General features: G+C 60.6%; 11 protein-coding genes. 5 read left to right on the top strand and 6 right to left on the bottom strand.

Annotated elements, in window-relative coordinates:
• Positions 1 to 122 precede the first annotated feature (122 nt).
• On the top strand, positions 123 to 782 hold the full coding sequence (locus tag NLK60_RS06130; protein ID WP_254810004.1) for a glycerophosphodiester phosphodiesterase: 660 nt from the start codon (positions 123 to 125) through the stop codon (positions 780 to 782).
• Positions 783 to 826: 44 nt separating this feature from the next.
• On the opposite strand, the gene NLK60_RS06125 is transcribed toward NLK60_RS06130, so the two are convergent.
• The 6 genes from NLK60_RS06125 to NLK60_RS06100 form a co-directional block, all read right to left on the bottom strand.
• Positions 827 to 1,348 carry a hypothetical protein gene (locus tag NLK60_RS06125; RefSeq protein WP_254810003.1) on the bottom strand — a complete coding sequence of 174 codons (522 nt, stop codon included), beginning with the start codon at positions 1,346 to 1,348 and terminating at the stop codon, positions 827 to 829.
• Between the two features lie 139 nt (positions 1,349 to 1,487).
• Entirely contained in the window at positions 1,488 to 2,117 is a 630-nt protein-coding gene (locus NLK60_RS06120) for a hypothetical protein (protein ID WP_254810002.1), read from the bottom strand.
• A 664-nt stretch (positions 2,118 to 2,781) separates the two neighbouring features.
• Entirely contained in the window at positions 2,782 to 4,803 is a 2,022-nt protein-coding gene (locus tag NLK60_RS06115) for a SpoVR family protein (RefSeq protein ID WP_254810001.1), read from the bottom strand.
• Positions 4,796 to 6,121 carry a YeaH/YhbH family protein gene (locus NLK60_RS06110; protein WP_254810000.1) on the bottom strand — a complete coding sequence of 442 codons (1,326 nt, stop codon included), beginning with the start codon at positions 6,119 to 6,121 and terminating at the stop codon, positions 4,796 to 4,798. The genes NLK60_RS06115 and NLK60_RS06110 overlap by 8 nt, the downstream gene beginning before the upstream one ends.
• Complete coding sequence (locus NLK60_RS06105; protein ID WP_254809999.1) at positions 6,112 to 8,397, bottom strand: PrkA family serine protein kinase; 2,286 nt, start codon at positions 8,395 to 8,397, stop codon at positions 6,112 to 6,114. The genes NLK60_RS06110 and NLK60_RS06105 overlap by 10 nt, the downstream gene beginning before the upstream one ends.
• Position 8,398: 1 nt before the next feature.
• Positions 8,399 to 10,471 carry a PrkA family serine protein kinase gene (locus NLK60_RS06100; protein ID WP_254809998.1) on the bottom strand — a complete coding sequence of 691 codons (2,073 nt, stop codon included), beginning with the start codon at positions 10,469 to 10,471 and terminating at the stop codon, positions 8,399 to 8,401.
• Positions 10,472 to 10,933: 462 nt separating this feature from the next.
• Between NLK60_RS06100 and NLK60_RS06095 the strand changes: the two genes are divergently transcribed.
• The 4 genes from NLK60_RS06095 to NLK60_RS06080 all read left to right on the top strand — a co-directional run bounded on the left by NLK60_RS06095 (position 10,934) and on the right by NLK60_RS06080 (position 13,286).
• Positions 10,934 to 11,335 (top strand): DUF5820 family protein, encoded by a 402-nt coding sequence (locus NLK60_RS06095; protein ID WP_254809997.1) that lies wholly within the window; start codon positions 10,934 to 10,936, stop codon positions 11,333 to 11,335.
• Positions 11,336 to 11,453: 118 nt separating this feature from the next.
• Positions 11,454 to 11,900 carry a UPF0179 family protein gene (locus tag NLK60_RS06090; protein WP_254809996.1) on the top strand — a complete coding sequence of 149 codons (447 nt, stop codon included), beginning with the start codon at positions 11,454 to 11,456 and terminating at the stop codon, positions 11,898 to 11,900.
• A 55-nt stretch (positions 11,901 to 11,955) separates the two neighbouring features.
• Positions 11,956 to 13,080 carry an immunoglobulin-like domain-containing protein gene (locus NLK60_RS06085; RefSeq protein WP_254809995.1) on the top strand — a complete coding sequence of 375 codons (1,125 nt, stop codon included), beginning with the start codon at positions 11,956 to 11,958 and terminating at the stop codon, positions 13,078 to 13,080.
• Between the two features lie 47 nt (positions 13,081 to 13,127).
• Positions 13,128 to 13,286, top strand: a complete 159-nt coding sequence (locus tag NLK60_RS06080; protein ID WP_254809994.1) for a zinc ribbon domain-containing protein — start codon at positions 13,128 to 13,130, stop codon at positions 13,284 to 13,286.
• Positions 13,287 to 13,645 lie beyond the last annotated feature (359 nt).

The following is a 13,645-nucleotide window of genomic DNA, read 5'->3' as shown; positions in this document are numbered from 1 at the left end:
TTCGTGTTCGTCCTGTGAACGCTTAACACGCAGGGTGCAGGAGATCGAATCGACGACTTTCCGTTGCAGCAAGTGGGTTCGGAGCGAGCGTTCAAGCCGATAGGTACCATACATGATACCGAATGCGTTTGATCGCTCATCGCGGATTCGCGGCAACGCAGCCCGAAAACACGGTTGGCGCGCTCCGCTCGGCGGCGACCCAGGCCGACGCCGTCGAGTTCGACGTCCGCCGCTGTGGCTCCGGGGAACTAGTGGTGTTTCACGACGAGACGCTCGAGCGCGTCACCGACGGCACTGGCCTGGTATCCGAAACGGACCTCGAGGAACTCCAGTCGCTCACTATACTCGACTCCGGTGAGCCGGTACCGACTCTCGAGGCGGTACTCGAGGCGCTTCCACCGGACGTCGAAATCAACCTCGAAATGAAGGCACTCGGGATCGCCGAAGACGTGCTCGAAGCGCTCGAGGGCGTCCCCAATCGCGTCGTCACGACGTCGTTTCTGACGCCGGAGTTGCGGACGGTTCGGGAACACGACCGGAGCCAGCCGACGGGCCTGCTCGTCAGTCGCCGGCTCACGACGCCGGTGACGCTCGCGGTCGAACTCGACTGTGATGTCATCGGCGCGAACTACTGGCGTTGTCTGAGTACGTTTCTCGTTCCTCGAGCCAAATCCGTGGACCTCGAGGTACACGCCTGGTCGCTCGAGCACGAGGCCGTCGCTCGAGTGCTTGGCTGGCGGGGCGTAGATTGTGTCTCGGCGGATCGGCCACTGTCGGTGTGACTGTCTCTTTACTATCAAAAACGAAGCAGAGGGGTGACAACCGCTCAGCGCTGCTCGAGCGTCGCGAGCACCTGCTCGTGGACGTCGGCTGCCGTCACCGAATCCGCTTCGATCGGCTCGGTTACCGACCCCTCGTCGTCACCTTCGAACGTGCGGGCTTCGTTCTCGAGTGTGACGCGCTCTAAGTGTTCCATGACGAGTTCGGGGCGCTGTTCGCCGACGGCCGTGAGACACTCGAGTAGATCGTCTCTGGCCGGCGTTGATGGGTTCTCGACCACGAACGAGACGATGTCCGGCACCGACGGTGCGACGTCGTTTGGGGCTTCCGTTGCTAGCTGCGCCAGACAGTAGGCGATGTCCTGATGGACCACCGTCGTGGACGCTCCCAGTAGCGACCGTAGCTTCGGCACGGTGGGGAGACACATCGATGGTTCCGTCTCGACCCGTTCCCGTATTGCTTCGACTGCCGGGGCGTGTCTCTCCACCTCGTCAGCACTGAGCTGGGCCAACGTACGGCCAAGCTCGAGCGACTCGTCAGTTCCCGTGTCTGTCCCCTCCCCTTCCATCTGGATGAAATCTTTCAGAACAACGTAATAAGTATTGTGGATTAACGTGTAGGGTGAAATGAACGTCTGACGCTGGCTCGAGTGCACGGGTGAGAATCCCCCACAAGTAAACAACCTCGAGCGCGGTGGCCCGAGGCTTTTAGAATTGCTCTCGACAGGGCCAACAAACCACAATCGGTGGGCAACAACCGCCAGTGCAGCAAATCGAGGTTCCACGTTGACGGCCGTCGGAGAGTACGATCCATCGCGCAGTCACTTCCACCTCGTCAACTTCAGCCACGGCTTGGTACAGGCCGCCATCACCGGTTGCCTCGGCGGCGAGGAAGGGAACGCTCTCTTCGTCTGCCAGGGACGCCGCCCCGAGGAACTCGTCGTCAACCATCGCTAGCTTGACTTCGTCCTCCTCGCCGGCTAGCGTCACACCGCCAACCTCGTATTCACCGACAAGCCAGATCGCGATTTCATTTCCATCGCAAAGGTACGCAGCAATCTCATCGGGCTGCCCAGTATCGTCCTCGGTAAAAGAAATGCCAACGAACAGCTCGTCAGTAACCTCCCCGACGTATGTGTTTTCCAACGGTTCGGCCTGCAGGGTCCCGCTCGGAATCTCTGCCTCTAAAGTTTCCAGGTTGAGTTCCGACGTTTCGAATGGATCGAAATCATCAGGATCGAATTCATCCTCGTCACCTTGGTCATCCTCGTCGTAGCCGGCGCTCGCGGTTCCGATGATACCAAGTGCGCTTGCACCAGCCCCGCTGGCTTTTAGCATAGTTCTACGTGAGATCCCGTCAATCAGGCCGTTACCGGAACGTTTGGTAACGTTTTGGCTTGTGTCGTGGGGCATAGTATCTCCGCTCCATCCATACGCGAGATGGGTACAGATAGTCATCTACCGCCGTTGTTGCAGCTACTGACGGATTTTCATCTGCCGATTCACATTACCCGATCAAGCTGTCGTGTCGGTTCGAACGGATGATTCAAGGGACGGATTGAACCCTGAGAAACCAGTCTCTGAGCTGGTTAGGTCGCTTCTGACAGTAATCGGGTAGTTCGTTCAAGATATGCTGAACTCACAGCGCGAACTTTTTCCACCTCGGGTTCGCCTTTGGCGAACCACTCGGCGCAAAAACTTCGATGAAAAAGGCGGACGACTCGGCCTTCGGCCTCGTCGTCCGGGAATCGCCCTCGCATCACTCACGCGGAGACCAGTGCTGCACTCATCCTCTCGACTCAGCAAGCGCTTTTTCTCACCATCTGAGGGCTTTAACGGAGCCGGATTGTTGTACCTATTTACCGGTCAGCGACCATTCCGGTTCGTCGTTGACGGGCGAGACGACAACGAACCCTCTCAGTGGCTTCCCAAACCTGAACGGATGAGTGAAACCGATGGCTGTTTTCCGGTTTTACTCATCAGTCGACGTTTGGGAGGAAACTCAGGCCAGCCACTCCTCGGGCTTCGTGTCGTAATCCACGTCGTCGGCCGCGAGATGTTCGACCTCCTCCCAGGGCACGTCTTCGACGGTTACCCGGTCGCCGTCGTAGCGCATCCGCTTGCCCCGTTCGCTGGGCGATGGCTCCCGACTGCGCCGTTTGGCGACCTCGAGGTCGTGGTCGTCGACTTCCTTGACTATTGTGAGCAGGTTCACGGGTCGTCCCCAGAGTTCGAACACGCGCTCGAGCGTGGCTTTCGCTTGCCCGAGGTCGAGCATGACGCCGTTGTACTCGTGGCCGAGCAACAGTTCGTTGGCGTTGTTGTAGTTGCCGTCGTAGACGGCGATGGTCGGCTTGCCGAAGTTCGTGAACTGCAACAACAACTTCTTTTTGACGTCCTCGGCGTCGACACTCGAGACGTGGTACTGGCCCGTCGCACGGGAGTACTCGTAGGTGAAGTAGTCGTTCTCGGTGATGAACTCCTGGGTGAGAAACGCATCGAGGAAGGTGACGTCGTTGTGGCTCTCCCGGAGTTCGAACAGGCGATTCCAGCCCGCACTGTACTCGACGTCTTCCAGCGCTTGCTCGACCGTCTCGTATCGCGCGTCGTCGAACAGATAGCGACCGATCTGCTCGAGTTCGTTCTGGCTCACTCGGGACAGAAAGCCCCGGTTCTGTGGCTTGACCAGCGAGTAGTGCCGGCGGGCGAGTCCTGCGTGGGTCAGCACCTTCCAGGGGTGTCTGTCGACGTCGATGTCGCCCGCTCTCGCCGCGTCGAGTGCCTCCTCGTCGACCCACTCGTCGGAGAGGTCGGCCAGCGCTTCCAGGCTCTCACTCGAAATCGAATCGAGTGCGGCCGGTGGCTCGAGTTGTTCGAGCACCGAATCGAAGTCGACGGCCTCCTCGAGGTTGCGCCAGCTAATCCCGTCGACGCGTAACAGGCGTTCGAGGACCTCCCGGCGGTTGGTCGTATTTTCGACGTACTCCCAGAGGGCCATGCCGAGGCTGTAAGGGTTGAGTCCGGGGGATGCGAGCACCTTCGCCATGTGGTCGGCGTAGTTCAGGAACTCGTCGTCGCCGGCGAAGCGCTCGTCGGTCATCATCGTCGATTCCCAGTACGCAGCCCACCCTTCGTTCATGATCTTCGTCATCTTCTGGGCGGCGAAGTAGTAGGCTTCGGCGCGCATCATATCGAGGACGTCACGCTGCCACGGCTCCATGTCGGCGGCTTTCTCGCTTTCACGGTCGTACTGTTTCCCGTACTCTCTGACGAACGCCAGCACGTCTGGCTGGGGCTCCGCCGGGAAGGTCTCACCAGCGCCGTCGTCCTCGAGTTTCTCCAGCCACTCATCGTCGAAGACCTCGGCTTTTACCTCATCGGAGAGGCCGAGTTCGTCGAGTTTCTCGGCGAGGTCGTCGTCTAACTCCTCGTGTTCTCGCTCGAACTCGAGTCGGCGGGCGAAGACGGCGTGCTGATCGATAGTGTCCTCGAGGACGAGGGCGTTGTCGATCCATTTCTCGACGTCGGCGCGATCGATTTCGGGGTCAGCCATGTACTCCCCGATGGCGTCGGCGTGGCGCTCGAGCATGGCCGCGGCGTTGACCTGTGCGGCGTCGCTGCTATCGCCGGTGAAGAGGCCGAACCACTCGTTGTTGGCGAAGAAATCGGAGTGTGCCTCGACGTGGGTGATGACGGCCTTCTGGTCGGCCAGCGTGTTCGACTCCTGGAGGAACGCGTGGGCCGGATTGTCGTTGTTGACGATTTCGAAGGCTTTGCCCCCGCCGTACTGGCCCTGTTTTTGCTGGCGGTCGTACTGCATGCCCCAGCGCCAGTGGGGGTACCGTGACTGGAAGCCACCGTAGGCGATCAGTTCGTTCATCTCGTCGTAATCGACGATCCAGTAGTTCACCGGATACGGCTCGAGGCCGAGTTTGAGTGCCAGTTCCCGGGCGTCGGTCACCGCGGGCTCGAGTTCGCCCGCGATTGCCTGTTTGTGGAATCGGTCTGCGTTCGCGTTAGTCATCGTCGGTGGCCTCCGTTTCGGTGCTGAGGATACGGTAAATCGCGTCAGTGACGTCGTCTTCGCTACTGACGTATGCGACTGCGACGTCGTCGCCATCGCCGAAGTGGCGCTCGAGTTCCTCGGCGTGGGTCGCGTTGATCGCGTTGCCGCTGGGCTGGGTTTCGACGTAGGCATGGAGGTTCGCCGGAATCGACTCCATGAGCGGGATAACGCGCTCTTCGGTGTCGTTGCTCGAGTTCTCCGAGTCGCCCGCAGCGAACACGTAGCGGTTCCAGTCGCTCCATGGGTATTCCTCGAGCAGTTCGGCAGCGAGTTCGTACGCACTCGAGATGCGGGTGCCGCCGCCGCTTCGAATACCGAAGAACTCCTCGCGTTCGACCGCCCAGGCGTCGGCGTCGTGGGCGATGTAGACGAACTCGGCGTTGTCGTACTTCCCGGTGAGGTACCAGTCCAGCGGTGTGAAGGTTCGCTCGACCAGTTCCCGTTTCTTCTCGCGCATCGAGCCCGAGACGTCACGGATGTTGACCACGACGACGTTCTTCTCTTTCTCCTCGATGATCTCGGGGAAGCGATAGCGCTCGTCCTCACGCCGGAAGGGGACGTGTTTGATACCCTCCCGACGGATCTGGTCCTGGACGCTCTCGCGCTCGACGTTGGCCTCGACTGCCTCGATGTCGTCCCATTTCCCGCGCTCGTCAGCCACCTCGTCGTGGGCCTCTTCGATCCAGGCCATCGAGACTGGCAGGTTCTGTCCCCGAGCGTACTCGAAGACCGCTCGAGCGCTAATGCCGTCGACTTTGCACACCTCCTTGAGGAACTCCTCGTCGAAGTCCATCGCGAGCTTGCGTTTCAGTCCCTCCTTGAACATCCGCTCGAAATCGAGCGTACTATCGGGCCCCGAGCGAGTCAGGTCGGTGTACGGGCCTTCTTTCTCCTCGATCACGCGCTTGCCCTTTGGCTCGAGGTCGAGCCCCAGTGCCTCGTCGAGTTCTTCGGCGAACTCCTCGGGGTCCATCTCGTAGTACTCGTGGTCGCCGCCTTCCTCGCCGGGATCGCCGTCTTCGTCGCCGTCGCCGGGTTGTGGCTGTGGTTGGCCAACCGGTTGGCCGACGTCAGGCGTCCCACCATCGCCCTGTCCGACGCCACCCTGGTCGCGCTTGTCGTACTCGAAACTCGGCAATGAGACGATCTTTACCGGGACGCGGATTCCATCGTCGCCGCCGCTGTTCAACTCGCCGTACTGGATAAACTCGGCGAGGTCCTCGCGACGCTTTTCACCAACCGCGCGGAATCGCTCGAGGTCGTCTTTCAGTCCCATCGGTAGCTCACCTGTCCCATGACGTGTCGACTCGTCAACTCAGCAGACGCCGGCGAGTAGCCGAAATCGGAGACGAGTCGGTCGATAGTCGCTTCCTTGACGGCTTCTGTCTGGGTGCCGCTCGGCGGGTCCTCCCACTGGCGAGGCTCGAGGTCCTCGAACGTCCGGCGCACGTCGTCCCAATCGTGACTCTCGAGGACCGACGTGACGGCGGGGATCGACGCCAGGTCGACCTGGTCGACGGCGAAGTTTTCGTCGCGCTGTTGCCAGGCGTGGCGGTTCAACGCCGTAATGATCTTCTCTTTGCGGAAATCGCGGACGCTCTCTCTCGGGAGATTTGACTCGTAGGCGGCTTCGGTGAATCGACCCAGATGCTCTATTTCGAAGAGCTTCATCTTCAGCGGGTCCGGGTCGATCTCTTCGCCGCGGTCGTTGTACAGTTCGGCTCCGGTTTCCCAGGCGTAGACGTGCTCGACGTACTCGGCGACGGTCGCCTCGTCGACTCGTTTGTCGTGCATGATCGCGTCGATGATGTCGGCCTCCTGCTGGTCGAAGCAATGATTTTTCACCGGAACGACCCGGTTTTCGAACTCCGAGCGCTCGCCCGTCGAGAACACCGGCGCGTCGGCCAGTCCGTCGGCCATCGCGTTCAGCACGTCTCGAGGCATGATGACGTCCTCGACGGCCAGGTCTGGATGGTGCCGATCCCGGTCTTCGTGGAGCAAGTCCGCCAGCGTATCCCGCGTGTAGGTGACGGGAACTCCGTGTTCCCCGTCGTGACTGTCGCCGTCGAAGTCGAACTCGTCTTTGTACCGCCGGGTGTCTCCCTCCTGTAGGTATCCCTGGTCGTACAGCAGGGCTTTCTCGACGAGATCGAGTTCGGCAGGCGTCCGTTCTTCGTCCAGGCGGGTCACTACCGCGTACAGTGCCGCCGCTTGCACCGCGTGGGGTGCAAATTCTCGCGTGCGGTGCTCGCCGTCCTCGCCTTTCACCGTAACGAACACCGGTTCACGGATCTGCTCGCGGAGATCGTCGTACGCCTCGGCCTCCCAGACCTCGGTTTCGCCGGTCAGTTCCCGTCGGATCAACTCGGTCTCGAGGCTCAGGTTCGTCAGGTAGCCGAACTCGTGTTTGTCGAGTCGGCGTTTGAGTGCTTTCAGTGGGTCCATGCCGTTTCGGTCGGCGTGCTGGTTGAGCTGGGCCTCGAGGTCGGGATTGGAGATGATGAGCAACTGGGTATCGATGTCCATCGCGATGCCCTTGTCGAGTTTGACCGAGCGTTCGTCGGGAACGTTGAGCAGCTTCTGGAGCAAATCGGCGTGCTGGGCGGCGTCTTCGACGACGGTCAGAACGCCGTTGCCCTGGGAGAGGACACCGTCGTAGCTGAACGCCTGTGGGTTCTTCCGACCGCGTGAATCCAGCTCCTGGAGCATGCCGTGCATCCACGAGCCGACCAGTCGCTCCTTCGGTCGGCCGTCGTCTTCGGCGTGAAGGACGCCGATTCCACGTCCCGTATCGACGACGTAGTTCGTCACGCGGAGGTGGCGCTCGTCGCTGATGGCCGAGAACAGTCCTTCGACGCCGTCTCGGCGGTACTGTTTCTCGAGGAAATCGTAGGCTTCACGCGAGAACGGGTCGAGGCGCGTCTCGACGCTGATCGGAATGTGATCGTCAACCTCGGCGTTCAGCGAGGCGAGGATGTCTTCGCGAACGCCCTCTGGAAACACCGAGAGCGGATGGGCCTGGACGGGGCTCTCGTACCAGTTTTCCTCGTCGTCGCCCGTAGACGTCGTCCCGTAGCTTAGGCCGCGTTCGTCGGGTTCGGTCGTCGTGACGTTCCACTCGAGGGTGTAGCGTCGTCCTTCGGGGGTCTTCGAGTACTCCCGGAGACCGTTGATCAGACAGCGCTTGAGTTCGGACTTGCCGGTCGCGGTCGGCCCTTCGAACCAGATGATTTTCTCGTCTTTAGCCCGACCTGCGGCAATCGAACGCAGGTCGTCGACGAAGGCGTTCAATACGGCGGTATTCCCGAGGATGGCGTGTTCGCCGTCGTTGTGCGGGTCGTCGAAAAAGCGGTAGCGTCGCTTTTGCTCGCCCTCTTCGACCACCGTTCGGGTACCGGCGGCTTCGATGGCTTCGAGGACGTACTTCGAGGCGTGGGAGGCGGTCGTCGGCGTCTCGAAGATCCGGTCGACGTAGGCCGCGAGGCTCATCGGCTCCTCGTAGGCCGCCTCCAGGGAGCGGTCGGCCGCGGTCACGTAGTCGGTGCCGCGCATATCAATCCTCAATTTCGGCTTTGGCGACCTCCGCGCCGGCGAACTCGAGCACCTCCTTCGCGCCGGCTTCGGAGTAGCCCTGTTCGATGAGGGCGTCGATCCAGGCGCTGCGTTCGTCGTCGTCGTACTCGTTGGCGCTGACCAGGGCGGAGAAGTTGATGTTGTGTTTCTTGTCCTCCCAGAGTTTGCGCTCGAGGGCACGGCGGAGTCGCTCGTTGTCCTGTGGATTGAACGTGTCTCCTTCGCGTGCGCGTCGGGAGACCCAGTTCGAAACCTCCTGGCGGAAGTCGTTTTTCCGGTCTTCGGGCACGTTCAGCTTCTCCTCGACGGCCCGCAGGAAGGTCTCGTCTGGCTCCTGCTCGCGGCCGGTCAGGCTATCCTCGATGGTGTCGTCGTCGATGTAGGCCATGACGTGGTCCATGTACTTCTCGCCCTGGCGCTGGATCTCGTCGACGTCGTAGGCCAGTGCGTGACGGACGTCCTCGATGGCACGCTCGCGGTACTCCTCGCGCACCGTCTCGAGGTAGCGGTAGTATCGTTCGAAGTTTTCCTCGGGAATCGAGCCGTGGTGTTCGATGTTCTCCTCGAAGAAGTTGAAAACCGTAAGCGGCGAGAGGAACCCGCGTGAACGGTGTTTCGAATCCATGATAGCCTCGGCGATCTCGTCGCCGATGAAGCGGGGTGAGACGCCGACCATTCCCTCACCGATTTCGGCCTTCTGGGCGGCTTCCTGGCGAAGCTTCTTGATGTCGATGTCGTCGCCTTCGTCGATTTCACCGTTGTACGCTTTGGCTTTCGAGAGCAAGTCCACAGTTTCAGTATCGGGCTCTTCGATGCGGGTGAGCACGCCGAACAGCCCCGCCATCTCGAGGGTGTGTGGCTCGACGTTGATGTCGGGGACGTCGGCATTGTTCAACATCTTGTTGTAGATCTTGGCCTCCTGTTCGTACGAGAGGACGTACGGGAAGTCGATCCGCTTGGTGCGGTCGTTGAACGCCTCCATCTTCTCGTCGCCCTTTTTGTCCTTGTACTCGGGCATGTTCGTGCGTCCGACGATCACCTGGTCGATGTCGATTCGCGGGTTGTTTTTCGGCTTGATCGTCATTTCCTGGGTGGCATGGAGGAAGTCATAGAGAAACTCTCGCTGGAGTTTGAGCAACTCCTCACCGGAGAAGACGCCACGGTTTGCGTTACAGAACGCACCCGAGTAGTCGAACGCTCGCGGGTCGGATTCGCCGTAGACCGCGATTTTCGAGTAGTTGACGTCCCCGGTTAGCTCCGTTTCGTCCTGGTTTTTCTTGTCCTTTGGCTCGAACGTCTCGAGACACTGGCGTTTGTTCTCGTCGGCAATGAGGCGGACGATTTCGATGTGGTTCTCGAGGACAGCCTGGAGGTCGTCGTCGTAATGAGCGAGCAGTTTATCCATGTAGAACTCGCTCTCGGGGTCGAGGCTCTGCTCGTTGCGGATGGTGTAGGGGGCGTCCAGCCGCTCGTTCAGGTCGTCGATGACGCGCTGGCGTTGTTTCAGCGGTAACAACACGAGCGGGTCCTGATTCATCGGCGATCGGACGGTGTCGTCGGTGGGGTCCTGGTCACGGATGACGTCTCCGAGGTTGGTCCACCGGAAGGTGTACATCCGCCCTTCTTCGCGAAGGGTGTAATCCTCGAAGTACTTGCGCACCTGTTTGTCGAAGTGTGATTTTCCGGAACCGACCGGTCCCAACAGCAGTTTAATACGGCGCTCGGGTCCGAGGCGTCGTGCGCCGGATTTGACCTTGTTCACGAACTCGTGTATCGACTGGTGGATGACCGTTCCGTAGAAGGTGTTCTCGCCATCTCCGAGCGGGTCTTCGGCGGCCAGTTTGTACTCGACGACGCCTTCGGTCTCGTCGTAGCTTGTCCCGTAGTAGTCGAACATGTCGGCCACGCGCTGGTGGGCGTTGCGCGTGATTTTCGGATCGGCGTAACAGGCCTCGAGGTACCAGCTAAACGCGTGCGTTTCCCGCAGGTCCTCGGGCATGGATGCTTTGTAATCGGTACTGAGCGTCTCGAGCGTCTCGATATCACCAGTCATGGTCTGTGTGTGTTGCTTCCCCGGTCGTGTCGGTGTCCGGCACGCCCGCTGTCTACTCGCTCGTAACGGCGTGGCGATGAAGGTGCTTGGGCGGCAGGTGCAGGGCGTGTCATGTGTGAACTTCTACCACTCCTGTCGACGCGGCCTCACGTTCGAGGGGTCGTCGTCGATGCGCCGGGGACGGGCGCGAAGTGGATCGGTTCGGCAGCCGGATACCGATAGTGTTTAATGAGGTTGTATTACAAGTACTTAAGGCTAACCCCAAAAGATATTTATCAGGAGCTTTTTCCGGCAAAATCTTTCAGGAATCCTTGTATGTTATCACAAACCATGGCTGGTTCGACCCTCTCCGTACTTAAGCAAACGGGTGGGATTGCGGTGAATTTACTCGCCCGCACCCGTTTTCACTCGAGTCTCTCGAATCCGACAGCCCCTATAGGAGCGAGCGGGTACCCCCTACTGATGAGTGAGTTCGACGCGGTCGCCGACGGCTGGACGATCTGGACCGAGGAGGACGACGGCCGCTGTGTCCTCGCCTACCGACCGGACGTGTTCAACGCCGATGACTTCCCCCCCGAATGTCTGCCCACGCTGTATCTCACCCACGGCCGTCGCACCCGTCGACCTGGCGTGAACCCCGGCGACCAGTCGGCAGCTCGCGACTGGCACGTGACGCTGTATCTCGAGCCGGACGTGCACCTCCGGGAAACAAATCGGTTCCCGACGCGCGAGGAAGCCGTCGACCGGACGCTCGAACTCGCCCGGGCCTTCGCCGCCGGCGAAATCGCGTATCGCGACATGTATCAGGTCCCTCGAGAGCGTTACTTCGAAAAATTGGACGAGTTGACGGGCGGAGAGGACTGATACAGTCCCCTGTAACTGTCTTTGGCTCGCTTCGCTCGCCATTGGCCTACTTGTACAAGAGGGATGCGAGCCCGGACGTGAGGCTTAACAGCCCCCGTCCCGAAAATCCGTCAGTACGATGTCTACCGTCACCCTCCTCGGGACGCGCCTCGCCGAACCCGGCACGGAGTTCGTCTACGAGGGCGAAGCCGACGGCTGTGCCGGCTGTCCGTACCGCAGTCAGTGTCTCAACCTCCGAACCGATTGCACCTACCGCGTCACCGAAGTCCGAGAAAACGCCCAGACGCTCGAGTGTGCCATGCACGACGGCGGCGTCCGGGCCGTCGAAGTCGAGCCGGTGACCGTCACCGCCAATGTGCCCAAAAAAGGTGCCTTCAGCGGATCAAAAGCCAGCCTCGGCGGGCCCTGCCCGTACGTCGAATGCCCGAGCCACGCCTACTGCGAACCGGACGGTATCGCCTTCGACCGCGAGTACCGTATCCAGCAAATCGTCGGTGACCCGCCACACGAGGTCTGCCACCTCGACCGCTCGCTCGAACTCGTCGAACTCGATCCGAGTGAGTAAAAAGCGCCTTTTACCTTCCCGAGGGCACTTATCTGTCTCTCGTGTAGGGTCGAGTATGCACGCTCCCACGAGACGCGACCTCCTTCGACTCGGCGCACTTGGTGCCACCGGTGCGGTCGCCGGCTGTCTCGCTAACGGTGACGACCCAGGTGCTGGAAACGGAGATGATGACGACAACTCGGACGATAACGCCGACCCCACACTCGAGCCCGAATCGGTCGAGACGGTCCATTTTGCGACCCGGACCGACCGGCCCGCGTGGGACGAAGAAGCCGTCGGAACCGCAGCACTCGCGGGCTCTGAGGCACGGCTGAGCGCCGTCACGCCAATCGAGGCGGTGTCCGATGACCACCTCGAGGAGACGCTGGGGCCGTTCATCGAGGAGACCGATTTCGAGACGTCGATTTTGCTGTTCGTGGAATCCGGCGGCCCAGACCTCTGTTGGAACGACCTCGGGATAACCGACGTGGGGCTCGAGGACGGCGGCGACCACCTGACGGCGACGGCGACGGTTCACGATACCCGCGAGGCAAACGAGGCCTGCGGGCAGGCGATGATCTACCCGTCGACGCTCACCCGGATTACGGTCGACGGCGACCTGCCGACGACAGCCGCGGTGACGATTACGGATGGCTGGGACGAAACCGAAACCGTGGAAACGTCGGTCGACATCTCCGTCGACCCGGACGACCTCGAGGGGTACGTCCGACCCGACGAGGACCCCGATATCGTGCCGGCTTCGCTCGAGTGCGATGGTGAGAACGTAACCCGAATGGATGCCCGTGAAACCGTCGACTGGGGCGAGAACGACCGATTTGCCATGCGAATCGACCGACTCGAGGCCGAGCGCGGAGAAACGGTAACGGTCACGATGACCAACGTCACGAACGACGAGCGGGTGACCGGCAACGACCGCAAGTTCGGTCTCGAAGTGTACACCGACGAAGGCTGGCAGGACGTTCGTGTTTACGACGGCGAACACGAGTACGGGCCGGGGTACACCGACGAGGGCTACATCCATCCGCCGGGCGAGGGGTTCGAGTGGTCGCTCGAGCTATCGACGGACGAGTTCGAGACGGGACACGATATGCTCGAGGTGTGTCCGGATCTGGTGGCTGGCCGGTACCGGTTCGTTTACTGGCCGACCGATCTGGCAGTGGCGTTCGATCTGCGAGGATAGAATCCCTAGTCCCAACGTTTATTCGACTCTCTGACCTGATATGACTAATGAACCTATTCAGGAAAGCCGGGGAGAAATTCGAAGAAACGAAACGGTCGTTCATGGCGGGTGCGGAAACGGCGTACGTCTGTCGGTCCTGTGAGGAGTCAGTAGAGGAAGACTACGAGCACTGTCCACACTGTGGCGAGGAGGCGGTCGAACTATAGTAGCCAGTGAAACGATTTACACACCTACCGCGACGCCCGCTTGTGATAGGGAGTGCAATGACTTTCACTGGCTACTATAGTGGCTTCCCAGACCTGAACGGATGCGTAAAACCGATTACGGGCGTCCGGTTTTCACTCATGGGTCAACGTTTGGGGGGGGGGGGGGGGTACTAGCCGATGAAGATCGGTGCAGATGCTGAAAGGACTGATGGATCACTGTATCCGTTGAGTGCCGAGTGGCGAGCGCTCGAGGTTACGTGGCGAGTGCTCCGCTGAATTCGTCTTCCGTGTTCTGGCTGTCGCTATTGCCGGAGGGGCGAAACCATTGAATCCGACCCGAGCAGTCTTCGGATATACTG

The sequence above is a fragment of the Natronosalvus amylolyticus genome, from assembly GCF_024298845.1.
GTDB classification, from domain to species: domain Archaea; phylum Halobacteriota; class Halobacteria; order Halobacteriales; family Natrialbaceae; genus Natronosalvus; species Natronosalvus amylolyticus.
Note: the sequence above shows the minus strand (reverse complement) of the source record. Positions and strands in the feature narration are given on the sequence as shown.

What these genes read in the sequence shown, in the direction of transcription:
- NLK60_RS06100 (WP_254809998.1), bottom strand. Translation starts at nt 10,471, where the DNA reads ATGACTGGTGATATCGAGACGCTCGAGACGCTCAGTACCGATTACAAA.
- NLK60_RS06090 (WP_254809996.1), top strand. Translation starts at nt 11,454, where the DNA reads ATGTCTACCGTCACCCTCCTCGGGACGCGCCTCGCCGAACCCGGCACG.
- NLK60_RS06085 (WP_254809995.1), top strand. Translation starts at nt 11,956, where the DNA reads ATGCACGCTCCCACGAGACGCGACCTCCTTCGACTCGGCGCACTTGGT.
- NLK60_RS06130 (WP_254810004.1), top strand. Translation starts at nt 123, where the DNA reads ATGCGTTTGATCGCTCATCGCGGATTCGCGGCAACGCAGCCCGAAAAC.
- NLK60_RS06110 (WP_254810000.1), bottom strand. Translation starts at nt 6,121, where the DNA reads ATGGGACTGAAAGACGACCTCGAGCGATTCCGCGCGGTTGGTGAAAAG.
- NLK60_RS06115 (WP_254810001.1), bottom strand. Translation starts at nt 4,803, where the DNA reads ATGACTAACGCGAACGCAGACCGATTCCACAAACAGGCAATCGCGGGC.
- NLK60_RS06080 (WP_254809994.1), top strand. Translation starts at nt 13,128, where the DNA reads ATGAACCTATTCAGGAAAGCCGGGGAGAAATTCGAAGAAACGAAACGG.
- NLK60_RS06125 (WP_254810003.1), bottom strand. Translation starts at nt 1,348, where the DNA reads ATGGAAGGGGAGGGGACAGACACGGGAACTGACGAGTCGCTCGAGCTT.
- NLK60_RS06095 (WP_254809997.1), top strand. Translation starts at nt 10,934, where the DNA reads ATGAGTGAGTTCGACGCGGTCGCCGACGGCTGGACGATCTGGACCGAG.
- NLK60_RS06105 (WP_254809999.1), bottom strand. Translation starts at nt 8,397, where the DNA reads ATGCGCGGCACCGACTACGTGACCGCGGCCGACCGCTCCCTGGAGGCG.
- NLK60_RS06120 (WP_254810002.1), bottom strand. Translation starts at nt 2,117, where the DNA reads ATGCTAAAAGCCAGCGGGGCTGGTGCAAGCGCACTTGGTATCATCGGA.